Here is a 22,590-nt window from a genome sequence, read left to right on the forward strand (position 1 = left end):
CCTCAATTTGAACGACGGTACGAGAAAGTCCTGACTTGTCTTGGCTTGTTCTCCTGAACGAGATCCAGACTTTGGGATTCTGGCGCCTTCGCCTACCCAGACGGCCTACTGGGCGGCCTGGGCTGATCGACGCGCGGGCTTGCATCCTGTACGTGGCGCTGACTCGGGCGAAGGAGTTGTACGTCGCGCTTGGTGACGCAGATGAGTTCGAGTTCACGAAAGAGAGTTAGTTTCCCCCTTCCACGCAAAGGCGAGATGGGTCAGTCCGGGTGGCGTTGACGTACCTCGCCGCCGTACTGGTCAGGCCCGGCGACGTACGCGGTGAGGAGGTCGCCTCCGTGAGGGGCGCGATTGCCGCGGGAGCGGTAGTGGTGCTCCTGATTTCTTGGGGTCGCCTTGACTTGGGATTCCTGCGCGTCGCGCAGTGGAACGGTCGGCTCCTCGGCGCCGGGATGGATCCGGGGCCCTCGGTCGGAGAGGCGTTTGACACGCGGCCGGGTACACCGCATCGACGCCGCTCCGAGAACCCGCGTTGGGCCCACACGACCGTCCGTCTAGCGACCTCGCCGCCGCCATGGTGAACTGCGAGCCTCGGGGGAGTGAGCCGCATGCAACTTCAACTCCATCACAGCTCCGGGGGAGGCTGGCGAACGATGGTCATGATCGAGCGGTGGTGACACACAAATCGCAGGTCAGAGTGTGCTTTCGACATTCCATCAGCAATGGCCCGCCCAACGGGAGAAGAACTACACCACCATCTTCAAGGGGTGCCCCGGAGATGCAGCGGCTGGTCATATCCCGCGCGATCTCAGGCATGCGGACAGATAGTAGGAACTACCAAGACCGAGTTTGATGTTGGCGCCTCGGCTCAGGTTCAGGCACCCACGCACCTCCTTCGTCGGCGCTCCCACCCACCCAAGTCCGCCGCTCCTCCGTCGCGGCTCGCTGTGGCTAGGCAGCGCGGGACGGCTCGCAGTCGGTGCTCAGGTCAGGAGCCCGGTGGTAGCGATCTCGCGACTGGTCAGCGGTTGAGTTGGAGGCGGTGCCAGGTGTGTGCGGTCAACCCTGCGACCGCGAGCACAGTGGGTGCGATCAGGGCGAGTTGGAGGTTTGACACCTCTGTCCCGGCGCTGATTGCCCAGAGGGCGGGGGCCGCGAACGGGGTCCACGCTCCTGCGCCAGTTATGACGGTGAGCTGCGACAGGATCAGGATTCCGACCGTTGTGCCGATGCCGGCGAGGATGGAGCGGCCGAGCGTGGCGGCCCATGCGGCTGGGATGGCGATAGCTGCTGTGAGGACGGTCAGGGCGAATTGGCGGCCGATTGCGGGGAGGGCCTCTGCGGGGATGGGGCCTAGGCCGAAGAGCAGGCCGAGGATGAGTAGGGCAGTGAGCAGGGCGGTGCTGGTTGCGACGGACCAGGTGAAGTAGACGAGCAGTTTGGCGGTGGCGATCGTGGTGCGCCGGACGGGGATGGCGAAGAGTCCGGTGATCGTGCCTTCGGTGAACTCGCGGCCGAAGATCCAGCTCAGTACGACGCCGGTGCCGAGCAGGCCGCCGGCTCCGGTTACCTGGGCGGCTGTGGTGAGGTAGCCGGCCCAGCCGCCCGGGTCGATGAGGGCGCCGAGCTTGGCGGCGAGTTGGGGATCTTCGGTGTTGGTGGCCAGTAGCATCGTCGAGCAGATCAGGCCGATGCCGAGCACCAGGATGACTGTGGTCGCGCGGACGACGCTGGCGTGCACGAGTTTCGTGTACTCCGTCGCGAGCGCCGCGATCATGAGTCGACCGCGTCGTCGGCCAGGACGAGGGCGAAGAACGAGCGCTCGATGTCGACGCCGTGGGGATCGAGGGAGCCGATGATCCGGCCGGCGTTCAGCACCGAGATGCGGTCGGCGATCCGGGCCACCTCGTCGAGATGGTGGCTGCTAACCAGGACACCCGCTCCCGCCGCGGCCCGCCGGGTGATCGCCTCGCGAAGGAGGATCACGCCGGCTGGGTCGAGGGAGTTCGTAGGCTCGTCCAGCACGATCAGCCGCGAATCGTGTTGCAGCGCGGCCGCGAGACCGAGGCGTTGTCGGTTGCCGAGCGAGAGTTTGCCTGCTCTGCGATCGGCGTACTGCGTCAGCCGGAGTTCGCTCAGCGCCGACTCGACCGTACTGGTGATGCGTGATGCCGGGACCCGGTGCAGACGTGCGCTGAGCACGAGGTTCTGGCGGCAGGTGAGTTCCCGGTAGGCCAATGGGTACTCGACGAGATGACCGACTGCCGCCCAGTCCGTCTGCCGCAGGTCGCGTCCACCGACCCTGACCATGCCCGCGGTGGGAGCGAGCATTCCCAGCAGGAGGCGCATGAGCGTCGACTTGCCGGCGCCGTTCAACCCGACCAGCGCGTGGATCTCACCGGGCGCGACGGTGAGGTCCACGGCGGCGACTCCAGTTCCGTCGTCGAAGATCCTGACCAGGCCGCGCGCCTCCATCGCGTACTCAGCCATGGCGGTCCTCCAGTACGCCGAGCGCCGAGTCGATCGCGCGACCGAGGTCTTCGTCCTCGGTCAGGCTCCACTCGAGCAACGCCGTGTTGAGGGCGGCCATCACAGCGCTCGCAGCAATCGCCGCCTCGCGGTGGCCCGTGCCGCCCTCGACCAGCGCTTCGGCGATGACGGCCTCGGTGGCGGCCGTCCCGCCTGCCAGGCCGGCTCGCAGAGCGGGGGTCTTGGCGACGATCCGGAGCCGTTCCCGTACGTCGGCGGTCGCGGGCGCCGGCAGTTGCCGCCACGCTGAGCGGATCCCGCGGGTGATCCGGCTGATCGGATCGAGATCCACCGGCTGCTCCCGAATCCCGGCGCCGATGAGCGGGTCGTACGGATCGTCGACCAGCAAGCTGGCCTTGGTCGGGAAGTGCCGGAAGAAGGTCATCTCGGTGACCCCGGCCCGCCCGGCGATCTGGCTCACGCTGGTCGCGTCGTACCCATGGACGGCGAACAGTTCCAGCGATGCCTTCAGTAGCCGTTCCCGAGTCTTCTCGGTCTTCGAGACCATCCCAGAATGTTAGCCACTAACATTCCAAACCGCCAGGCCTTACCCCTTGCCATGGATTGAACACCTGTTTAGTCTTTGAACATGCGTTCAACCGAGGACACCGTGCTGCCGACCCGGGAGCGCATCCGCGAGGCCGCCGTCGCACGCTTCGGCCGCGACGGCTTCTCCGCCGGCCTGCGGACGATCGCCACGGATGCGGGAGTGACGGCCGGCCTGGTCATCCATCACTTCGGCTCCAAGGAGGGTTTGCGCCGCGAGTGCGATGCCTACGTCCTCGGCGTGATTCGGGCCGAGAAAATTCGGACGGCGACGTCCGGAACCGCGACCGGGATGCTCGCGCAACTGGCCGAGATCGAGCAGTACGGCCCGTTGGCCCTGTACGCCGTACGCAGTCTCCAGGCCGGCGGTCAGCTCGCGACAGACTTCGTGGCGCAGATGATTCGCGACGCCGAGGCGTACCTGGCGGCGGGAGTGGAGGCGGGCACCATCCGGCCGAGCAGAGACCCGGTGGGACGGGCGCGCTACCTGACCTTCCAGGGGATGGGGTCGCTGATGCTGTGGATCTCGCTGCACCCGGAGATGGTGACGGTCGACGACTTCCGGTCCGCGCTGCGCGAGATCTCCGACCAGATCACCCTGCCCGCGCTCGAACTGTTCACCCAGGGACTGTTCGTCGACCGCACGATGCTGGACGCCTACCTGATGCACGTCCCCGATCCGCCCGGCGACCCCGCCGTTCCGTAGCGGAGACGCGCCCCCTTCCACGGGCGCCCGAACCAGACGACATCACCCGGGAACCTCCGGAACACCAGAATGAGGATCAGCGATGAGCGCTGCCCTGAAGATCCGCCAACTCCACAAGTCCTTCGGTCAGGTGCGGGCCCTCGACGGCCTCGACCTCTCCGTGCAGACCGGTCAGGTGACGGGCTTCCTCGGCCCCAACGGCGCCGGGAAGTCGACCACGATCCGGGTCCTGCTGGGCCTCCTGCGACCCGACTCGGGATCGGTGGAAGTCCTCGGCGGTCACCCCTGGAAGGACGCGGTCGAGCTGCACCGCCGCCTGGCGTACGTGCCGGGAGACGTCAGCCTGTGGCCGAACCTGACCGGGGGAGAGGCCATAGACCTGCTCTGCCGCCTCCGCGGCGGCGCGGACAAGACCCGCAAGGCGGAGTTGCTCGACCGGTTCGAGCTCGATCCGACCAAGAAAGGCCGCACGTACAGCAAGGGGAACCGGCAGAAGGTCGCGCTGGTCGCGGCCCTGGCGGCCGATGTCGAACTGCTCGTCCTGGACGAGCCGACGTCGGGCCTCGATCCGCTGATGGAGACCGTCTTCCAGGACTGCATCGCGGAAGCCAAGGCAGCCGGCCGGTCGGTGCTGCTGTCCAGTCACATCCTGGCGGAGGTGGAGAAACTCTGCGACAGCGTGACGATCGTCCGGGCCGGCCGTACGGTCCAGTCGGGCACTCTCGCCGAACTGCGCCACCTGACCCGCACGACCATAACGGCCTCGCTCACCGCTCCGCCTGGGCGGCTGGCCGACCTGCCGGGTGTTCACGACTTCGTCGCCGACCAGGGCACCGTGACGTTCGACGTCGACCACGATCAGCTGGCCGCTGTTGTCCAGGCTCTCGCGCCCCTCGGCGTCCGAACGCTCACCAGCGCGCCGCCCTCTCTGGAACAACTGTTCCTGCGTCAGTACGGCGACCAACTGGTTTCCGAGCAGGTGTCCGCATGACAACTCACCGGGGGAACTTCACCGCCACCGGCGACCTGGTCCGCTTCGCGCTCCGCAGGGACCGGGTCAAGCTGCCCTTCTGGGTCTTCGGGATCGGCCTGGGCATGCTGTACGCCGTGTCCGCGCTGCCCACCGTCTACTCGACACCCGAGGAACGCCAGGTGCGGGCCGACCTGATGAGCTCGCCCGCCGCGACGATGATGTCCGGCCCCGGCTACGGTCTCGACGACTACACCCTCGGCGCCATGATCAGCAACGAGATGGTGCTGTGGCTGACGGTACCGGCCGCGATGATGAGCATCTTCCTGATCGTCCGGCACACCCGCGCCGAGGAGGAGACCGGCCGGGCCGAGTTGATCCGGTCGGCCGTGGTGGGGCGGTATGCCGCCCCGGTGGCCGCGCTCGTCGTCGCCTTGATCGCCAACACCGGCGTGGCGGTGGTGACCGCGTTGGCGATGACGAGCGGAGACCTCGCGGTCGCGGACTCACTCGCGGTCGGTGTGGGCATCGGGACCACAGGCCTGGTTTTTGCGGGCGTCGCGACCGTCACGGCTCAACTGACCGAGCACGCTCGATCGGCGTCCGGCCTGGCGATGGCCGTTGTCGGTGCCGCGTTCCTGCTGCGCGCGATCGGCGATGCCGCGGAGCCCGGCGGCAGCGTTGTGTCCTGGTTCTCGCCGCTGGCCTGGGGCCAGCAGTTGCGTCCGTTCGTCGATCTGCGCTGGTGGCCGCTACTGCTGTCGAGTGCGCTGGTCCTGGGTGCTGTCGCGGTCGCCTATGCGCTCGCCGGCCGGCGTGATGTCGGTGCGGGCCTGATGCCGGCGCGACTCGGCCGGGCGGAGGCGTCGCCGTCGTTGTCGACGCCGTTCGGCCTGGCGTTTCGCCAGCAGCGCGCCTCCGTCGCCGGCTGGGCGGCCGGGCTGTTCGTCTTCGCGGTCGCCAGCGGATCGCTGAGCGACTCGGTCACCGAAGCGGTGGCCGAGAACCCTGCGATGGGCGAGATGTTCGCTGCCACCGGCCAGGACCCGACGGACGGCTTCTTCGCGACCATGGCGTTGTTCCTCGCCCTGCTGGTCGCCGCTTTCGGGGTGACGTCGGTACTCCGGCTGCGCGCCGAGGAACGCAGCGGGCATACCGAAGCCGTCCTCGCCACAGCGGTGAGCCGGAGCCGGTGGATCTCGTCCTGGCTGGCGTTCACCGTCCTGGCGTCCGCTTTCCTGCTGACGGTGAGTGGACTCGGTATCGGACTGGGCGCCCTCAGCGGCGATGCCGGAGCCTCCGTCGTCGGCGAGGTGACGGTTGCCACGCTTGCCTTCCTGCCCCCGGTGCTCGTGGTGGTCGGCGTCGCCGCCGCACTCTTCGGAATCCGGTCCGGTTGGTCCGTCGGGGCGTGGCTACTGGTCGGCTATGCCTTCTTCTTCGGCATGTTCGGTGCCCTGCTGGATCTGCCCGACGTCGTCGCCGAGATCTCCCCGTTCGCCCACCTGACGGTGATGCCGCTGGCCCAGCTCGAGGTGTTACCGCTGATCGCGCTGGTGGTGATCGCCGTCAGCCTGGCCGGTGTGGGCAGGGCGGTGTTCCGGCATCGCGATCTCGACCTCGGCTGAGCTCAGTCGCGGTCCCAGGCGTCCGGGATGCCGTCACTGTCGCGGTCGGACGTCTCTGCCGCGTGGATGCGGCGGTAGACGCCGTTGCGCAGCCGCAGTACGACGCAGGCCAGGAGCGCGGCGAGGACGGAGGCGGCCAGTACGGCGACCTTGACGTGATCGTCGCGCCCGCTGCCGGAACCGAAGGCGAGCTCGCCGATCAGCAGCGACACGGTGAAGCCGATACCGCCCAAAATCGATAGGCCGAAGACGTCGACCCAGGCCAGGTCGGGGTCCAGGCGGGCGCGGGTGAAACGGGCCACCAGCCAGGTGGCGCTGAGGATCCCGATCGGCTTGCCGAGCACCAGGCCGACGACGATCCCGATCGCGACCGGATCGGACCAGACGGCGCCGAGGCCGCCGCCCGCGCCGCTGATCGCCACACCGGCCGAGAAGAAGGCGAAGACGGGGACGGCCAGGCCGGCCGACAGCGGCCGGAACCGGTGCTCGAAATGCTCTGCCAGCCCAGGTCCGGCGTCCGGTCCACCCGCGGCCCGGCTGCGGATCACGGGCACCGCGAAGCCGAGCAGGACGCCGGCCACGGTCGCGTGGATCCCGGAAGCGTGGACGAGCGCCCAGGTCGCGGCTGCGAGGGGGAGCAGCAGCCACCAGGAACGCACGCGGCGTTGCACCAGGAAGGTGAACAGTCCGAGCGGGATCAGGGCCAGCAGCAACGGTCCGACCGAGAGCTGGGCTGTGTAGAAGATCGCGATGATGACGATGGCCAGCAGGTCGTCGACGACCGCGAGGGTCAGCAGGAAGGTTCGCAGGGCCGACGGGAGACTGCGTCCGATGATCGCGAGGACCGCCAGGGCGAAGGCGATGTCCGTCGCGGTCGGGATCGCCCATCCCCGGGTCGCGCCACCGTCCTGCAGGTTCACCACGGTGTAGAGAAGCGCGGGAACCAGGACACCACCGCAGGCCGCCGCGATCGGTACTGCGGCGCGCTGCGGAGTCCGGAGGTCACCGGCGACGAACTCCCGTTTGAGCTCCAGCCCCGCGACGAAGAAGAAGATCGCGAGCAGACCGTCCGCGGCCCACGTGGCCAGGCTCAGATCCAGGTGCAGCGCGTGCGGGCCGATCTTCCAGGCCCGGAGCGCTTCGTAGGAATCGGCCCAGGGGGAGTTGGCCCACACCATGGCGGCCACCGCCCCGGCGAGCAGCAACGCCCCGCCGATCGTCTCCTTGCGGAGGATGTCGGCGACGCGGCTCGTCTCACCCCAGGAACCGCGAGAGAACAAGGTCGGCGTACGGCGCGGCTCGTCGGCCATGGAAGCTCCTGTTTTCGGGATCGGTCGGACCACTGCCGACCAGACTTCCCGGCGCACCGTGGACCACCCTACCGTGGATCGGTACCCACCTCGGACAGGTGAATCAGCCGGCCAGGATGCCACCGCGGCGACGTGATCGCTGTTAGAAGCCTGTGAGAGAAGCTCCGGGCGCGGTTTTCGGCCGCTAGATTCGCGCGATGCGCACAGACCTGTTGTTCTGGATTCTCGCCGTGATCCTGACCGTCGCAGGGTTGGTCTACGCACTGCGGTACCGCGTCGTACTCGGCGCCGTCCTGATCGCCGGAGGCCTCGCTCTGGGCTTGGTCAGCAGTATCGAGCAGGCCTGACAGCGCCGCAGCCGGTCTTCGACGACCGCACGCGGTAGCGCGCGGCGTGGTCGCGCTCTCACTCCTGATCGCCGGGATCGTGACCTCCGGTGATCGGATGAATCATTGACGGGCTCGCTTGGAAAGCGCTATCTTCCGACGAAATGAGGCGCAAAAAGTACAAATCGCCTCTTCGTCGACAGGAGAAGAAGGCATGGCGAAGTCGTTGAGATGGGCTGCTCTGGGGCTGGGAGCGGTGCTGGCGGTGGCCGGTTGCGGCACCTCCGGGGCACCGAAGGTAGAGCAGGACGCCAAGGCGCCGCTGGAGCTGTGGACCCGCACCACGCCGGGTGGGGACGGCGAGAAGGGGATGAAGAAGCTGGCCGCCGCCTTCGAGGCGAAGACCGGCCAGCAGATCGAGGTGACCGCGATCTTCGACGACTTCGAGACCAAGTTGTCGCAGCGCGCCGCGCAGAAGGACCTGCCGGACATCGTGATGAACGATTCGTCCCAGCTCGGCACGATGGTCAGCCAGGGGATCGCCCGTGAGGTCGATCTGAGCAAGATCGAGGGCAGCGACCAGTTGATCGAGTCCGCGCTGACGGTGGCCAAGGCCGGTGACGGCAAGACCTACGGTGTCCCGTACTCCGCCCAGGCGAGCGCGCTGCTGATCCGCAAGGACTGGCGCGCCAAGACCGGCCTGCCGGTACCGAAGACGTGGGACGAGCTGACCGCGCTGGCCAAGGCGTTCACCACCCAGGACCCCGACGGCAACGGCAAGAACGACACGTTCGGGCTGGCGGTGCCGGGCTCGACCAAACGCGGCTACGCCTCCTGGTACTTCTCGAACTTCCTCTGGGGAGCCGGCGGCGACTTCATCGCCAAGCAGGCCGACGGCAAGTACAAGCCCGCGATGTCGACCCCGGAGTCGGTGGCGGCCACCAAGTGGTTCCGCGATCTCGCCTGCACCAGCAAGGTCGTCCAGCCCGGTGCCGCGACGATGGACACCCCGCCGACCAACGAGACCTTCGAGGCCGGGAAGACCGGTCTGTACGTCGTCGGTCCGTACCTGATGCCGCGCTTCGACAAGTCGCTCGGCAAGGACAAGTACGAGGTCGTCCCCGTTCCGGCCGGCGCCAAGGACGCGACCGTGCTGGCCGAGGGCGGCAGCGCGTACCTGATGGCCGGGTCGGCCAACGAGGCCGGACAGAACAGCTGGGCGTCCTACGTGATCTCACCCGAGGCGCAGAAGCTCGGTATGGAAGGCGAAAAGGCCTTCAACGTGCAGTTGCCGGTCAACAAGACCGTCGACGTCACCTCGGTGCGCAAGGACCCGCGCTGGAAGGTGTACGCCGACGTCTACCGCGACAGCGGCCGGTACGCGCCGTCCATCCCGAACTGGACGCCGATCCGGCAGGCGACCGCCGACACGGTCAACGCCCTGATCGCCGACTGTGGCCTGGACGTCCCGGCCGAGTTGACCAAGCTCGACGGCAAGCTGGGAGAGATGCTCGGTCAGCAGGGAATCGCCGCCTCATGAGCCTGAAAGAAGCCGCGCCGCCGGTCCCGCCACCCGCCGCTCCGCCTTCGGGCGCGCGGCGGCGGGGGAGCGGTGCCAGGTCGGGGGCTCGCAAGCGCAGCGGCAAGTGGTGGATCCCGTGGCTGTTCCTGGCTCCCGCGCTGATCCTGTTCGTGTACTTCAAGTTCATCCCGATGGCGCAGGCCGTCTCGATGTCGGTGCAGGAGGTCCGGCCCTACCTCGGCAACACCTGGGTCGGTACGGCGAACTACGTCGAGATCCTGTCGTCGGAGGGCTTCCGGTCCGCGACCTGGAACACGATCCTGCTGGCGATCGGGCAGACGTTCGGCTCGATGGCGCTCGGTTTCGGGCTGGCTCTGCTGGTGGAGGGCCAGACCCGCAAGCTGACCTTCATCCGGTCGGCCGCGTTCCTGCCGGTGGTGGTGCCGATCGCGGTGGTGGCCGAGCTGTGGCGGATCATGTACCACCCGACCAGCGACGGCCTGCTCAACCAGGTGATCGGCCTGATCGGGCTGGGCCCGTCGGGGTTCATCAACGACCCGGACACCTCGCTGGCCTCGATCGCGGTCACCGGCATCTGGCGCGGCGCGCCGTACGACATGATGATCTTCCTGGCCGGACTGGCCGGGATCGACCGCGGCCTGTACGAGGCCGCCACCGTCGACGGTGCGTCCACCAAACAGCGGATCCTGCACGTCACGCTGCCTGGCCTGCGGCCGGTTTTCGCGATCCTGTTCGTGCTGGCCGCCGTCCGGGGGTTCCGCAGCTTCACCGAGGTCTTCCTGCTCACCAACGGCGGGCCGAACGGCTCGACCGAGGTCGTGATGACCCTGATCTACAAACTGGGGCTGGAACAGAACCGGCTGGGAGTGGGGTCGGCCGGTGCCGTCCTGCTCTTCGTCGCCACCCTGATCCTGACCGTCTGCGTCCAGTTGCTGCGTAAGAGGAGGGCCGTATGAGCGCCGCCACCGAGACCGCGCTCGGTCTCACCGAGAGCAAGGGCGCCGTCGCCAAGGCCGTGAAGTTCGTCGTGTACGCCGGCCTGTTCGTGGTCTTCGCCGGCCCGCTGCTGGCGCTGCTGGTGAGCTCGTTCAACCACGTGTCCGACCCGACCCAGCTGAGCATCGTGCCGAAGAGCCCGACGCTGGACAACTTCCGGATCGCCTTCGACCACGGAGTGCTGAAGTACCTGTTCAACTCGTTCTTCGTGGTCGGCTTCGGGCTGCTGCTCCAGGTCGCCGTCTCGGTTCTTGCCGGCTACGCCCTGGCCCGCAAGATCTTCCCCGGAATGACGCTGGTGATGGTCGCCATCCTGGCCACGATGATGCTGCCCGAGGAGATCCTGGCGCTGCCGTTGACGCTGGTCCTGGCCGACCTGCCGCTGGTGCACCTCAACCTGATGGGCACGCTGGCCGGCATGATCGTGCCGCTGGGCGCCTGGGCGTTCTCGATCCTGGTGATGACCGAGTTCATGAAGGACGTCCCGAAGGAGCTCGAGGAGGCGGCCCGGATCGACGGCGCCGGCGAGTTCCGGATCTTCGCGCAGATCATCCTGCCGCTGTGCAAGCCGGCCCTCGGCGTGATCGGTGTCTTCGGTTTCACGATGATCTGGGACCAGTACCTGCTGCCGTTGCTGGTGGCCACCAACTCCGACTCGTACACGCTGCCGCTGGCGTTGCGGACGCTGCGCATCGACCCGGTCGTCACGCCCGGCGTGGTGATGGCCGCCTCGTTGCTCGCGCTGCTGCCGTCGGTGATGGTGTTCCTGTTCTTCCAGCGCTCGTTCGCCCGCGGTCTGACCGCCGGCGCCCTGAAAGGCTGATTGCGATGTCCAACGCCTGGTTCCGGCACGACCGGTTCGGCATGTTCGTCCACTGGGGTCTTTACGCGCTGCCGGCCCGGCACGAGTGGGTGAAGAACCGCGAGCGGATGACCGACGAGCAGTACGCCCGGTACTTCGAGCACTTCGACCCGGATCTCTACGACCCGCGTGAGTGGGCCAGGTCGGCACGCAACGCCGGCATGCGGTACGTCGTACTGACGACCAAGCACCACGACGGTTTCTGCCTGTGGGACAGCGCGTTGACCGACTACAAGGTGACCAACACGCCGTACGGGCGGGACCTGCTGCAGCCGTTCGTCGATGCGTGCCGGGCCGAGGGGCTGAACGTCGGCTTCTACCATTCGCTGATCGACTGGCACCACCCGTCGTTCCCGGTCGACGGGCTGCACCCGCAGCGCGACGACGAGAACTACAAGGCGCAGGCAGCCGGTCGGGACCTGGCGGAGTACCGGGAGTATCTGCACGGTCAGGTCAGGGAGTTGCTGACCGGCTTCGGCCAGATCGACTACCTCTTCTTCGACTTCTCGTACGCCGGCCGCTCGCACACCTGGGGCGGCAAGGGCGCTGAGGAGTGGGGTGCCGCGGAGCTGCTCGCGATGGTCCGCGAGTTGCAGCCCGACATCCTGGTCAACGACCGGACCGGGCTGCCCGGCGACTTCGTGACGCCGGAGCAGTACCAGCCCGCCGGGCCGATGGCAGGCCCTGACGGGCCGATCGCGTGGGAAGCGTGCCAGACGCTCAACGGGAGCTGGGGCTACGACCGGGACAACTTCGACTACAAGACTCCGGACCTGCTGATCCGGATGCTGATCGACGGTGTCTCCAAGGACGGCAATCTGCTGCTGAACGTGGGACCGAACGGACGCGGTCGAATCGATCCGTCGGCCGAGGCCACGCTCGCCGCGATCGGCGAGTGGATGCGGCTGCACGAGCGGTCGATCCGGGGGTGCGGCGCATCGGCGTTCGTCGCGCCACCGGACTGCCGCTACACCCAAGCCGGTGACCGGCTCTATCTGCACCTGCTCAGCTGGCCGTTCAAGCACGTGCATCTGCCCGGACTCGCCGGCCGGGTCGGCTACGCGCAACTGCTGTCGGACGCTTCGGAGATCCAGTTGGTCGAGCCCGACCCGAGCCGGTTGCACGAGAACACCCAGCCGGGCGGTCAGCCGCCCGGCACGCTCACCCTCCAACTGCCGGTACGCCGCCCCGAGGTCGCCGTACCCGTCATCGAGTTGTTCCTGACTCCATCCGCCTGAGCTGCATCCGCCCGACTGGAGAACTCATGAACCGCCGCAAGTTCATCACCGCCGGCACTGTCGCTGCCGGACTGGCTGGAGTGTCGTTGACCGCAGGACTGCCCGCCTCCGCGCGTTCCCTGGACCGCCGGTACGTCCGATCGCTCGACGAGCTGCAGCGTGCGCTCGCGACCGCGGGCCCGGGCACTCTGATCACCGTTGCCAACGGCCACTACCCGGTCCCGGCCGGTACGCCGATCGCGATCACCGGCAAGCGCGGCACGCCGAGCCGGCCGATCACCGTCCGGGCGGAGTGCCCCGGTGGAGTGGTGCTGACCGGGGAGCAGAGTTTCGTCCTGACCGGGTCGTCGGACCTCACTCTGAGCGGGTTCGCGTTCCGGCAGAGCACCACGCTGGAGGTGCCGCCGGACTGCAAGCGGATCCGCCTCACCCGCAACGACTTCCAGCTGGCCGATGTCGAGGGCCTGCACTGGCTGATGGTCCGGGCCGACCACTCGACCGTCGACCACAACGCCTTCCACGGCAAGACCACGCTGGGCATCTACCTCGGCATCGAGGGCGCCGGCACCGACGCGATGGCCACCGGCGTCCACGTCTACCGCAACCACTTCAGCGACCACAGCTTCCCCGGCGACAACGGCGGTGAGCCGATCCGGCTCGGCGTCAGCCCGCGGGCACTGTCGACGGCCGGTGCCGTGGTCGAGTTCAACCTGTTCGAGCGCGCCAACGGCGACCCCGAGGCGATCTCGGTGAAGTCGTCGGGCAACGTGATCCGGCACAACACGATCCGCGACAGCCTGGGCGGGATCGTGCTGCGGCACGGCAACGCGAACCGGGTCGAGGGCAACTACCTGCTGTCCGGCCGGAACGGGATCCGGATCTACGGTGACGACCACCGGATCGTGAACAACTACATCGAGCAGGTGGCCGGCTCGGGGATCGTGCTCGGCAGCGGCAACGTCCGCGATCACTTCCCCGGCGAGACCCCGGCGTCGCGGCGCGGCAACGACGCGCCCGACCGGGTCCAGCTCGCGCTCAACACCGTGCTGGACTGCGAGACCGCGATCAGCGGTGAGAGCCACCGGACCCTGCCGCCGCTGGGGTGCACCATCACTGACAATCTCCTGCAGGCGAGCACCGGTCAACTGGTCAACATGCCTTTCCAGGACGGAATCAGCTGGGCCGGCAACATCCACTGGGGTACGGCGACCGACGGGAACGCCCCGGTCAGCGGCTTTAGACGGGTCGACCCGAGACTGGCCGCCGGGGCCGACGGTATCCGCCGGCTCACCGCGGGCAGCCCGGCGATCAACGCTGCCAGCCAGTCCTACCGGGACGTCGACTGCGACCTGGACGGCGACCGTCGTACCGGGCGGGTGGACGTGGGGGCCGACGAGTTCTCGCGACGACGCCCGGGACTGAGCCCGCTGACGCCTGCCGACGTCGGACCGAACGCCCGATGATCCGGACCCAGGCTCCCGCCACCACCCGGCGTGAGGACGAACTGATCCGCACCCAACTCGATCGGCTCCGGCTGGATCTGGTGGTCGCCGCGCGCATCACCCGGGTGCATCGGGAGTGGTCGCGGCCGCTGCAACCCGACCCGTTCTCGCGGCTGTACCTGATCCTCGAAGGCGAGGGGCGGCTGGTGGTCGGGGAGGAGGAGCTCTACCCCGAGCCCGGGGACCTGTGCTACCTGCCGGCGGAGGTGCCGATCTCCTACGAGACGATCAGCGACAACGTGTTCCGCAAGCACTGGCTGCACTTCTCGGCGCTGATCGGCGACCGTGACATCGGCGACGTGCTGACGCTGCCGTACATCGTGAAGAGCAAGGCCCCAGAAGAGGCCGGCGCGCTGTTCGAGCAGGTCGGCGCGGCCGATCGCGATCCGCCCGGTCTGGCGACCCCGTTGCGGTTGCGGTCGGCGCTCACGGCGCTGTTCGCGCACTACCTGGACAGCGCGCCGCCCGGCTCGGTGCGGCTCGCGACCCAGCAGACCAGTGAGTCGAGCGTCGCGCAGTACATCCAGCAGAACCTCGGGACGCCGCTGACCGTGGAGGAACTGGCCGCGCACTTCGGTCAGGACCTGGCCACCTTCGTCCGGCGGTTCCGGACCGAGTTCGGGTTGTCGCCCAAGCAGTACATCAAGCGGGTCCGGATCGAGTGGGCGCAGCGCGAGCTCGCGTCCACCACCCGGCCGATGGAGGAGATCGCGGCGGAGGTCGGGATGGACCAGTCGTACTTCTCCAAGGTGTTCCGTCAAGTCAGCTCGGTGACGCCGAGCGAGTACCGGAAGCTGTACCGCCCCAACGGTTGAGGAGACTTGTCATGGATCGTCGTACCTTTCTCGGCAGCATCGGCGCCGCTGCCGTCACCCTGCAGTTGGCCGGACCCGGGACGGCCGTCGCGAAGACGACCGCCCTGGTGACCTCGATCTCCCAGCTCCAGTCGGCCATCAACTCCGCCACGGCCGGCACCACGATCACCCTCGCGAACGGCACGTACGCCGTGTCGTCCGCGATCACGGTCAGCGGCCGCAACGGCACCAGCTCGGCGCCGATCACCATCCAGGCCGAGACCCGCGGCGGGGTGACACTGACCGGTTCGAAGAGTTTCGTGATGTCGAACTCGTCGTACGTCACGGTCTCCGGGTTCGTCTTCCAGCAGACCAGCTCGTTCGACCTGCCGTCCAGCTGCACCCGGATCCGGATCACCCGCAACGACTTCCAGCTCGGCTCGGCTGCCAGCCACTCGCTGGTGGTCCGCGGCGACGACGTGAAGGTCGACCGCAACGTCTTCCACGACAAGTCCACGGCCGGCTGCTACCTGGTGATAGACGGCCCTTCGAGCACGGTGATGGCGAAGCGGACCCACATCCTGCGAAACCACTTCCGGGACCACTCGTTCGGCGGTGACAACGGTGGTGAGCCGATCCGGCTCGGGGACAGCGGCCGGGCGTTGAGCAGCGCCGGCGCGACGGTCGAGTACAACCTGTTCGAGCGGGCGAACGGTGATCCCGAAGCCATCTCGGTGAAGTCGTCCGGCAACACGGTCCGCTACAACACGCTGCGTTCGTCCACCGGCGGCATCGTGCTGCGGCACGGCAACAACAACCGGGTCGAAGGCAACCACTTGCTGGCCGGCGGCAACGGGATCCGGATCTACGGCAACGACCACCTGATCGTGAACAACTACGTCGACGGGGTCGACGACGCCGGCATCGTGCTCGGCAGCGGTTCGGTCCGGGACCACTTCGACGGCGAGTCGAGCACCTCGCGCAAGGGCAACGACGCGCCCGACCGGGTGACGATCGTGCTCAACACGCTGCGCGACAACGGCAAGGGACTCGTCGGCGAGAGCCAGCGCGCGCTCGCTCCGCTGGCCTGCCGGATCTCGGACAACCTGCTGGTCGGCTCCAGCGGCGACCTGGTCGACATGCCGTACCTGGGTGGAATCACCTGGTCGGGCAACATCTTGTGGGGCTCGGCGTCCAACGGCAACATCCCGTCCGGTGGCTTCACCCGTGCCGACCCGAAACTCTCCGCTGGCACGGACGGCGTGTACCGGCTCGGCAGCGGCAGCGCGGCGATCAACGCGACCAGCATGAACCACTCGTCCCGCGTCACCGACGATGTCGACGGCCAGCCCCGGACAGCGCCGTACGACGTGGGCGCCGACGAGTACTCGACCGCCACCCTCGTACGCCGCCCGCTCACCGCGGCCGACGTCGGCCCGAACGCGACCTAGGAACGCGGACCGGGATCAGATCAGGGTCGGCTGGGCGTTGCCGGCCTCCGCGATCCCGCGACGCATGTCGACGCGGCTGAGCAGCACCAGACCGACCACGAAGAACAGGCCGAGAGCAACGATCGCCGGACGGTAGGAGCCGGTGAGCTGATGGACCAGGCCGAAGACGAGGGTGCCGAGCCACGAGGTGCCGCGCTCTCCGGCCTGGTACAGGCTGAAGTACTCCGCTTCGCGCCCCTTCGGGATCAGCTGGCTGAAGGCCGAGCGGGACAGCGCCTGGGTGCCGCCGAGCACGATCCCGATGGCGGCGCCCATCGCGAGGAACGGGACGATCTGCCGGGCCGGCAGCAGGAAGCCCGCGACCACGATCAGCATCCAGACCACCAGGCCGCCCATGATGGTGCGCTTGGTGCCGAAGCGGCGGGCGAACCGGCCGAAGGCGAGCGCGCCGAAGAACGCGATGAACTGGACCAGCAGGATGGTCATGATCAGCACCTGGGTCTCGAACCCGAGCTGCTTCTCGCCGTAGGTGGACGAGACCGAGATGACGGTCTGGATGCCGTCGTTGAAGAACAGGTAGGCGACCAGGAACAGCATCGTCATCGGGTAGGTCCGCAAGTGCCGCAGCGTCGCGAACAGCTGCCCGAAGCTCTGCTTGACCAGGCTGCCGTCACCGACCGGTACGACGCTGGCCGGTGGACGGTTCCGTAGCTTGAAGAACGGCACCAGGGTGAACAGGCCCCACCACAGTCCCGCGCTCAGCAGGCTGAGCCGCACCGCGGTGGTGGTGTCGAGGCCGAGCGCCTCGTGGCCGGTGACCACACCGAGGTTGATCGCCAGCAGGACGAAACCGCCGAGGTAGCCGAAGGCCCAGGCCCGGGAGGACACGTCGTCGCGCTCGTCCGGCCCGGCGATGTCGACCAGGATCGAGTCGTAGACGACCATCGACGAGCCGAGACACAGGTTGCCGAGGAACAGCAGTAACGCGCCGAGTGCCCAGCGGCCGTCGGCGACGAAGACCATGCAGCAGGCGGCCAGCGAGCCGGACCAGGCGAAGCCGCACATCAGGAGTTTCTTGCGCGGCGACCGGTCGGCCACGGCGCCGACGATCGGCAGCACCAGCGCGGAGAGCAGCGTCGCGATCGTGACCACGTAGAACGCCAGGGAGCCCGGGGCGATGCCGAGGCCGAGCACCTGGAGGTTCGTCGTACAGGGGTCCTCCGCGGTACCGACCCGGCCGCAGGCGGCTTCTTCGGCCACGGAGGTCAGGTACGGCGCGAACAGCACCGTGCCGACCGTGGTCACGTAGCCGGAGTTGGCCCAGTCATAGAGGCTGAAGCCCCAGTACTCGCGTTTGTCGACACCTGCCGGAGCCGAGAGAATTCCCATGCGGAGGAGTGTGGCAGGTGTGAGGTCGAGCCGGACACCTGATCGTGGTCACGGTGTGACCCACTGGCCCCGTTCGATCAGCACGTCGCGCAGCAGGTCGGTCCGGTCGGTGATCAGTCCGTCGACGCCGGCGTCGAGCAGTCGCCGCATCGTGGCCGGGTCGTCCACGGTCCAGACGTGCACCTGCTTGCCGCGTGCGTGGGCGCGCCGCAGCAGCCCGGGGGTCAGGACGCGCACGCGGCCGTAGTACTCGGGGATCTGCAGGCACGCGCCCGCCGACGCCATCCGGTACGGCGCGAAGCGCAGCCGGGCGATCTCGCGCTGCCCGAAGCCGGTGGCGAGCCGCTCGCCCAGTTCCCGCCTGATCAGCTCGACCCGGGCCTGGGAGAACGACGAGACGCAGACCCGGTCGATCGCGTCGTGGTCGCGCAGCACCTTCGCGGCCGGCAGCACGCCGTTGTCGGCCTTGATGTCCAGGTTGAGCCGGATGCCGGGGAAGCGCTCCAGCACGTCGGACAGCAGCGGGATCGGCTCGTGCCCGTTGATCCGCGCCTGCCGCACCTCCGACCAGGGCAGCTCGGAGATCACCCCGGTCCGGTCGGTGACGCGGTCCAGCCGGTGGTCGTGGAAAGCGACGACGACGCCGTCGCTGGTGGCGTGCAGGTCGGTCTCGAGGTAGCGGTAGCCGAGGCCGGCCGCGTGCTCGAAGGCGTGCATCGAGTTCTCGTAGCCGAGGTTCGCCGGGTGCAGAGCGCCGCCGCGGTGGGCCATCGCGATCGGCCCCTCGTGGTCGAGGTAGGGATACACGCCGAGAAGTATGTACCGTTGCGATGGTGACGGTACTCAGCCCCCGCCCCGACCTGTGGACCCTCGACCCTGACCTGCTGCACCTGAACCACGGCTCGTACGGCGCTGTCCCGCGCCGTACGCAGGAGTTGCTGGCCGCGCTCCGGGCCGAGACCGAGGCCAACCCGATGCGCTGGTTCCGCTCGGTCGCCGAGCGCCTGACCGCCGGCCGGCTGGAGCTCGCCTCCTTTCTGCGGACCGACCCGGCCGGTTTCGCGCTGGTCTCCAACGCGAGCGCGGGGGTGACCGCGGCGCTGGCCACCGTACCGATCCCGCCCGGCAGCCGGATCGTGCTGACGAACCACGCCTACGGCGCCGTCCGGTACGCCGCCGAGCGGTTCGCCCGGGCCAACCAGGCCGAGGTGGTGATGGTCGACGTCCCGCTCGAGGCCGACGACGACTCGGTTCTGGCCACCCTGGAGGCGGCGCTGGACGACCGGACCGCGGCGCTGGTCGTGGACCAGATCAGCTCGGCGACCGCGATGGTCTTCCCGATCCGCCGGATCGCCGACCTGTGCCGGTCGCGCGGGATCCCGTCGATCGTGGACGGCGCCCACGCGCCCGCGCTGCTGGACGCTCCTGCCGAGGACGGCGCCGACTTCTGGACCGGCAACTTCCACAAGTGGCCGGCCGCGCCGCGCGCGACCGCCGGTTTCGTGGTGGCCGAGAAGTGGCGTACCGCGACGCTGCCGCTGATCGTCAGCTGGTCGGAGCACGACGAGCGGCTGCCGGAGCGGTTCGACCAGCAGGGCACCGCCGACTACGCGCCCTGGATCGCCGCGCCGGAATCGCTGCGGGTGCTGGCCGAACTGGAGTGGCCACGCCGCCGCTCGGAGCTGTCGGCGATGATCGACGAAGGAGCCCGGGTGGTCGCCAAGGCGGTCGGGACCTCGGTCGCCGAGGTCGCGCACCCCGCGGCCACGATGCGCCTGGTCGAGCTGCCCTTCGACGGCATCCCGTCACCCGAGGCGGGGGAGGCCTTCAAGACGAAGGTGTCGCGTGACCTCAAGGCGGAGATCACCCTGACGGCGTTCGACACCCGCGTCTTCGTCCGGCTCTCGGCGCACGCCTACAACAGCCCGCAGGACTACCGGCGGCTCGCCGAACTGCTGCCCACGCTGCTCTAGTGCTGACCGGCGCCGCCCTCGGCAGGCTCAGCCGAGCAGGGGGAGCTTGTGGAGGAACGTCTCCCACGAGTCGGGCAGCCAGCCCGGCACTCCCAGGACGCCCATGTAGAGCCACATTCCCACCAGCACGCACAGGAACAGGAACAGCGTGCCGAGTGCCTTGAGCCAGGCCGGCTGCTTGCCGGTCCAGGTGGTGAACGTCTTGACCCAGTCCTTGACCCGGTAGAGCAGGCGCTGGGCCCACTCGAACTCGCTGGCCAGCACCGCCAGACCGGCGATGAATAAGGGAATGCCGCCCGGGCCGGGCAGCCACCCGGTCAGCGGTGCGGCGATCACCAGGATGCCGCCGACGACGCCGACACCGATCCGGTAGATCAGGTGTTTGCGCGGATTCGCACGGATCTTGCGCCGCCACTCCCAGCGATCGTCCTGGGCGTCCAGCGTGATGTTGTCGTCCGTGCGGTCGGGACTGGTCTGCTCGGCCACGGGCCCAGCCTACGTCCTGAGTGGGCCGGAACCCTGAAGGTTTGCCGTGGTTTCCGGCCCGACTACTAGGTGCGAGGGTTCCCGAACTCCCAGTGCCAGGGCTCCTCGCGATTGCCGCCCTGCCTGGCCCAGCTGGGGTTCACCCAGCCGTAGGTGCCCGCGTTCGCGACCATCCACCGGTACTGCGCCGTACCGAACTTGTCCACGCCGCCACAAAGGTCGACGGCCACACCCCAGCCGTGGTTCGACGTGCCGGGCAGAGCGGCCAGGGACGGCTTGCGACCGTACAGGCCGACCTGCGAGGAGTAGGAGCGGTAGGAGTCGGTGATGCACAGGCTCTTGCCGAAGGCCTGGCGGTACGCGGTGGAGAGTTGCTGGTACGCCGTGGCGGCGTCGCACCGCAGCATGTGTCCGTTGGCGAGACCGCACAGCTGCGACTGCGGGATCAGACCGTTGCTGTAGCCACCCCAGCCGGCACTCGTGCCACCGGTCGCGAGGAACGGCATCGGGTTGACCGTGTCTCCGCCGAGGCGTACCTCGAAGTGCAGGTGGGCGCCGGTCGAGTTGCCTTCCGAACCGACTGCCCCGATGCGCTGGCCTGCCGTGACGGTAGCGCCGTCGGCGACGTCGACCGCGCTCAGGTGCGCGTAGAGCGTCTCTAGCCCGTTGCCGTGGTCGATGCGGACCAGGTTGCCCGCCCAGGCCGGGTGCTCGACCCGGACGGTGCCGGCGGTGACGGCGCGGACCGGCGTACCCATGGCTGCGGGGAAGTCCTGGCCGGTGTGGATGCCGCTGGACCACAGCGCGCCGGACTGGCCGAACGGAGTACCGATCTCGTAGGTGCCCTCGGCCAGCGGCCAGGTCCACGCGCCGGTGCCGACATCGACGGTGGTGGCGGTGTTGCCGCAGCGGAAGGACGCGGCGCTGGCGGTGGTGGCCGGTGCGACCTGCGCCTTGGCCGGCTTGCCGAGGGTCGGCCGCAGGGCGGCGTACAGGCTGTCGGGGATGGAGCTGACGGCCACTGAGCCTCTGGCCTCGTCCGCGGCGATCATCTCGGCGTTGTCGAGGGCGATGCCCACGTGGAAGAGGCCGACCGAGCGGCTGCCGATCAGCAGGATGTCTCCCGGCTGAACCAGCGCGTTGGGGACCTTCTGATAGCCGCTGTACACCGACGTCGCGAGGCCCGCCAGGGTCGTGTAGGGCTGCCAAGCGGCTCGTGCCGCTCCGAGACAGCCGTACTTGTCCGGGCCGGTGCCGCCTACGCCGTACGGCTTGCCCATCAGTGAGAAGGCTTGGTTGACCGCGCGGATCGTCTCGGCCGGCAGGACTCGGAGGGCTCGCCCTCCGGCGGCGATGGCGGCCGTGCCCGGGACAGGCTGACCAGCGATCTTGTACTGCGCGAGCCCGGCCGGCAGGTCGAACGGGTTCTTGATCGTGGCGGCGGCCGGCGGCTTGACCTTGGCGGCGGTCAGCTCGGCCAGATAGGTCTGCCAGCCGGCCTGGGCCTGCTGGTTGCGCGTGGCCTGGAGTTGTTTGGAAAGTTGCGTCGCGCCGGCCAGGTCGGCCAGCTGGCCCTCCATGGCCATCGCCGCGCTGGCTGCCTTCTCGCGGACCGTCTTGCCGAGCTCGTTGGCGGTCTGCGTCGCCTTGTCGGCCGCAGCACGCTTGGCCGCCGCGTCGGCGGTCGCAGTACCGGCTGTCGACTCGGCGGCCGTGGCTGCCTTGTACTGCGCGACCTGGGTGCTGCCGAGTTGCCTGATCGCGGTCTGGCGGTCGGCGATCTCCTGCAGGTTGTCGGCGATCGGCGCGAGCGACCACAGCATCGACTCGGTTCCCAGCACCGTCGGGATGCCCAGCTGGTAGGCCTGCGCGGTGAGCAGACCGAGGCGACGGCGCTCGTCCTGCGACTTGTTCTGGGTGCTGTTCGCGAACGCTTCCGCCTTCTTGGCGGCGACCTCGGCGGTCTGCGAGACTTTCAGGGCGTTGGTGTAGGCGACCGTGGCCTTGGCGACGTCGATCTGGATGGCCGCGGCCTCGGCCTGCAACTGCTCGAGCGACCGGTTCACGTCCGTCACGGAGGCCGGCGGGGGCGGAGGCGGGTCGGCGAAGGCGGCGTACGTGGGCAACGCGAGGACTGCCACTACCGCGCCGAGTGCGGCGAGGCGCAGTCTGCGGCCGTTGCCCAGCATCGAGCCCCCCATGTCCTCGTGACCGAATCCCGACCGACGGGCGCCTCACGCGCGCACGGAAAGAGGACCACCCCCGTGCCTGCCCCAGCGTAGGCGCCCGACGGTCCTTACGGAACCCGGGGCGGGAAAGGCTGGTGCCAGCGACTAGGATT

Annotated in this window: 19 protein-coding genes and 2 pseudogenes; 12 read left to right on the forward strand and 9 right to left on the reverse strand. The window is 68.7% G+C overall.

Annotation, left to right across the window (positions count from 1 at the left end; genetic code table 11):
• Positions 1-1,021: 1,021 nt before the first annotated feature.
• The 4 genes and pseudogenes from OX958_RS18020 to OX958_RS18030 all read right to left on the reverse strand — a co-directional run bounded on the left by OX958_RS18020 (position 1,022) and on the right by OX958_RS18030 (position 3,037).
• Positions 1,022-1,777: an ABC transporter permease gene (locus tag OX958_RS18020; RefSeq protein WP_270129902.1), complete on the reverse strand. Its 756-nt coding sequence runs from the start codon at positions 1,775-1,777 to the stop codon at positions 1,022-1,024.
• Positions 1,774-2,061, reverse strand: a pseudogene (locus OX958_RS35365) (ABC transporter ATP-binding protein); the annotation flags it as partial. The pseudogene OX958_RS35365 and the gene OX958_RS18020, both read right to left, overlap by 4 nt.
• 3 nt (positions 2,062-2,064) lie before the next feature.
• Positions 2,065-2,433, reverse strand: a pseudogene (locus OX958_RS35370) (ATP-binding cassette domain-containing protein); the annotation flags it as partial.
• Positions 2,434-2,482: 49 nt separating this feature from the next.
• Positions 2,483-3,037 carry a TetR/AcrR family transcriptional regulator gene (locus OX958_RS18030; RefSeq protein WP_270129904.1) on the reverse strand — a complete coding sequence of 185 codons (555 nt, stop codon included), beginning with the start codon at positions 3,035-3,037 and terminating at the stop codon, positions 2,483-2,485.
• Between the two features lie 81 nt (positions 3,038-3,118).
• Between OX958_RS18030 and OX958_RS18035 the strand changes: the two genes are divergently transcribed.
• The 3 genes from OX958_RS18035 (at position 3,119) to OX958_RS18045 (ending at position 6,379) form a co-directional block, all read left to right on the forward strand.
• The gene (locus OX958_RS18035) at positions 3,119-3,781 is read left to right on the forward strand and encodes a TetR/AcrR family transcriptional regulator (RefSeq protein ID WP_270129905.1); all 663 of its coding nucleotides are present in this window, start codon (positions 3,119-3,121) and stop codon (positions 3,779-3,781) included.
• An 82-nt stretch (positions 3,782-3,863) separates the two neighbouring features.
• Positions 3,864-4,772: an ABC transporter ATP-binding protein gene (locus OX958_RS18040; RefSeq protein WP_270129906.1), complete on the forward strand. Its 909-nt coding sequence runs from the start codon at positions 3,864-3,866 to the stop codon at positions 4,770-4,772.
• Positions 4,769-6,379 (forward strand): ABC transporter permease, encoded by a 1,611-nt coding sequence (locus tag OX958_RS18045; RefSeq protein WP_270129907.1) that lies wholly within the window; start codon positions 4,769-4,771, stop codon positions 6,377-6,379. Before OX958_RS18040 ends, OX958_RS18045 begins: the two co-directional genes overlap by 4 nt.
• 2 nt (positions 6,380-6,381) lie before the next feature.
• On the opposite strand, the gene nhaA is transcribed toward OX958_RS18045, so the two are convergent.
• Complete coding sequence (gene nhaA, locus OX958_RS18050; protein WP_270129908.1) at positions 6,382-7,689, reverse strand: Na+/H+ antiporter NhaA; 1,308 nt, start codon at positions 7,687-7,689, stop codon at positions 6,382-6,384.
• A gap of 197 nt (positions 7,690-7,886) precedes the next feature.
• Between nhaA and OX958_RS18055 the strand changes: the two genes are divergently transcribed.
• From OX958_RS18055 to OX958_RS18090, 8 genes are all read left to right on the forward strand, one after another.
• The gene (locus OX958_RS18055) at positions 7,887-8,036 is read left to right on the forward strand and encodes a hypothetical protein (RefSeq protein WP_270129909.1); all 150 of its coding nucleotides are present in this window, start codon (positions 7,887-7,889) and stop codon (positions 8,034-8,036) included.
• A 193-nt stretch (positions 8,037-8,229) separates the two neighbouring features.
• Positions 8,230-9,555, forward strand: a complete 1,326-nt coding sequence (locus OX958_RS18060) for a sugar ABC transporter substrate-binding protein (RefSeq protein ID WP_270129911.1) — start codon at positions 8,230-8,232, stop codon at positions 9,553-9,555.
• Positions 9,552-10,514, forward strand: coding sequence for a carbohydrate ABC transporter permease (locus tag OX958_RS18065; RefSeq protein ID WP_270129912.1), 963 nt, complete (start codon positions 9,552-9,554; stop codon positions 10,512-10,514). The genes OX958_RS18060 and OX958_RS18065 overlap by 4 nt, the downstream gene beginning before the upstream one ends.
• Complete coding sequence (locus OX958_RS18070; protein WP_270129913.1) at positions 10,511-11,377, forward strand: carbohydrate ABC transporter permease; 867 nt, start codon at positions 10,511-10,513, stop codon at positions 11,375-11,377. The genes OX958_RS18065 and OX958_RS18070 overlap by 4 nt, the downstream gene beginning before the upstream one ends.
• 5 nt (positions 11,378-11,382) lie before the next feature.
• Positions 11,383-12,654 carry an alpha-L-fucosidase gene (locus OX958_RS18075; RefSeq protein WP_270129914.1) on the forward strand — a complete coding sequence of 424 codons (1,272 nt, stop codon included), beginning with the start codon at positions 11,383-11,385 and terminating at the stop codon, positions 12,652-12,654.
• A gap of 26 nt (positions 12,655-12,680) precedes the next feature.
• Complete coding sequence (locus OX958_RS18080) at positions 12,681-14,117, forward strand: polysaccharide lyase 6 family protein (RefSeq protein ID WP_270129915.1); 1,437 nt, start codon at positions 12,681-12,683, stop codon at positions 14,115-14,117.
• Positions 14,114-14,971: an AraC family transcriptional regulator gene (locus OX958_RS18085; RefSeq protein WP_270129916.1), complete on the forward strand. Its 858-nt coding sequence runs from the start codon at positions 14,114-14,116 to the stop codon at positions 14,969-14,971. The genes OX958_RS18080 and OX958_RS18085 overlap by 4 nt, the downstream gene beginning before the upstream one ends.
• Positions 14,972-14,982: 11 nt before the next feature.
• Positions 14,983-16,401, forward strand: a complete 1,419-nt coding sequence (locus tag OX958_RS18090) for a polysaccharide lyase 6 family protein (protein ID WP_270129917.1) — start codon at positions 14,983-14,985, stop codon at positions 16,399-16,401.
• Positions 16,402-16,416: 15 nt separating this feature from the next.
• Here OX958_RS18090 and OX958_RS18095 read toward each other — a convergent pair whose 3' ends face one another.
• Positions 16,417-17,790 carry an MFS transporter gene (locus OX958_RS18095; protein WP_270129918.1) on the reverse strand — a complete coding sequence of 458 codons (1,374 nt, stop codon included), beginning with the start codon at positions 17,788-17,790 and terminating at the stop codon, positions 16,417-16,419.
• Between the two features lie 48 nt (positions 17,791-17,838).
• Entirely contained in the window at positions 17,839-18,597 is a 759-nt protein-coding gene (locus OX958_RS18100; RefSeq protein ID WP_270129919.1) for a glycerophosphodiester phosphodiesterase, read from the reverse strand.
• 23 nt (positions 18,598-18,620) lie between these two features.
• Here OX958_RS18100 and OX958_RS18105 point away from each other — a divergent pair, with 23 nt between their 5' ends.
• Positions 18,621-19,763, forward strand: a complete 1,143-nt coding sequence (locus OX958_RS18105; RefSeq protein ID WP_270129920.1) for an aminotransferase class V-fold PLP-dependent enzyme — start codon at positions 18,621-18,623, stop codon at positions 19,761-19,763.
• Positions 19,764-19,790: 27 nt separating this feature from the next.
• Here OX958_RS18105 and OX958_RS18110 read toward each other — a convergent pair whose 3' ends face one another.
• Both OX958_RS18110 and OX958_RS18115 read right to left on the reverse strand, forming a co-directional pair.
• On the reverse strand, positions 19,791-20,249 hold the full coding sequence (locus OX958_RS18110; RefSeq protein WP_270129921.1) for a PGPGW domain-containing protein: 459 nt from the start codon (positions 20,247-20,249) through the stop codon (positions 19,791-19,793).
• A 65-nt stretch (positions 20,250-20,314) separates the two neighbouring features.
• Positions 20,315-22,450 (reverse strand): peptidoglycan DD-metalloendopeptidase family protein, encoded by a 2,136-nt coding sequence (locus OX958_RS18115; protein WP_270129922.1) that lies wholly within the window; start codon positions 22,448-22,450, stop codon positions 20,315-20,317.
• Positions 22,451-22,590 lie beyond the last annotated feature (140 nt).

This window comes from Kribbella sp. CA-293567 (assembly GCF_027627575.1).
Taxonomy (GTDB): Bacteria; Actinomycetota; Actinomycetes; order Propionibacteriales; family Kribbellaceae; genus Kribbella.

Bases quoted from the DNA above. Each gene is read 5' to 3' on its own strand.
- OX958_RS18040 (WP_270129906.1), top strand. From the start codon at position 3,864: ATGAGCGCTGCCCTGAAGATCCGCCAACTCCACAAGTCCTTCGGTCAG.
- OX958_RS18055 (WP_270129909.1), top strand. From the start codon at position 7,887: ATGCGCACAGACCTGTTGTTCTGGATTCTCGCCGTGATCCTGACCGTC.
- OX958_RS18075 (WP_270129914.1), top strand. From the start codon at position 11,383: ATGTCCAACGCCTGGTTCCGGCACGACCGGTTCGGCATGTTCGTCCAC.
- OX958_RS18085 (WP_270129916.1), top strand. From the start codon at position 14,114: ATGATCCGGACCCAGGCTCCCGCCACCACCCGGCGTGAGGACGAACTG.
- OX958_RS18090 (WP_270129917.1), top strand. From the start codon at position 14,983: ATGGATCGTCGTACCTTTCTCGGCAGCATCGGCGCCGCTGCCGTCACC.
- OX958_RS18115 (WP_270129922.1), bottom strand. From the start codon at position 22,450: ATGGGGGGCTCGATGCTGGGCAACGGCCGCAGACTGCGCCTCGCCGCA.
- nhaA (WP_270129908.1), bottom strand. From the start codon at position 7,689: ATGGCCGACGAGCCGCGCCGTACGCCGACCTTGTTCTCTCGCGGTTCC.
- OX958_RS18070 (WP_270129913.1), top strand. From the start codon at position 10,511: ATGAGCGCCGCCACCGAGACCGCGCTCGGTCTCACCGAGAGCAAGGGC.
- OX958_RS18020 (WP_270129902.1), bottom strand. From the start codon at position 1,777: ATGATCGCGGCGCTCGCGACGGAGTACACGAAACTCGTGCACGCCAGC.
- OX958_RS18080 (WP_270129915.1), top strand. From the start codon at position 12,681: ATGAACCGCCGCAAGTTCATCACCGCCGGCACTGTCGCTGCCGGACTG.
- OX958_RS18045 (WP_270129907.1), top strand. From the start codon at position 4,769: ATGACAACTCACCGGGGGAACTTCACCGCCACCGGCGACCTGGTCCGC.
- OX958_RS18095 (WP_270129918.1), bottom strand. From the start codon at position 17,790: ATGGGAATTCTCTCGGCTCCGGCAGGTGTCGACAAACGCGAGTACTGG.
- OX958_RS18065 (WP_270129912.1), top strand. From the start codon at position 9,552: ATGAGCCTGAAAGAAGCCGCGCCGCCGGTCCCGCCACCCGCCGCTCCG.
- OX958_RS18105 (WP_270129920.1), top strand. From the start codon at position 18,621: ATGGTGACGGTACTCAGCCCCCGCCCCGACCTGTGGACCCTCGACCCT.
- OX958_RS18060 (WP_270129911.1), top strand. From the start codon at position 8,230: ATGGCGAAGTCGTTGAGATGGGCTGCTCTGGGGCTGGGAGCGGTGCTG.
- OX958_RS18035 (WP_270129905.1), top strand. From the start codon at position 3,119: ATGCGTTCAACCGAGGACACCGTGCTGCCGACCCGGGAGCGCATCCGC.
- OX958_RS18030 (WP_270129904.1), bottom strand. From the start codon at position 3,037: ATGGTCTCGAAGACCGAGAAGACTCGGGAACGGCTACTGAAGGCATCG.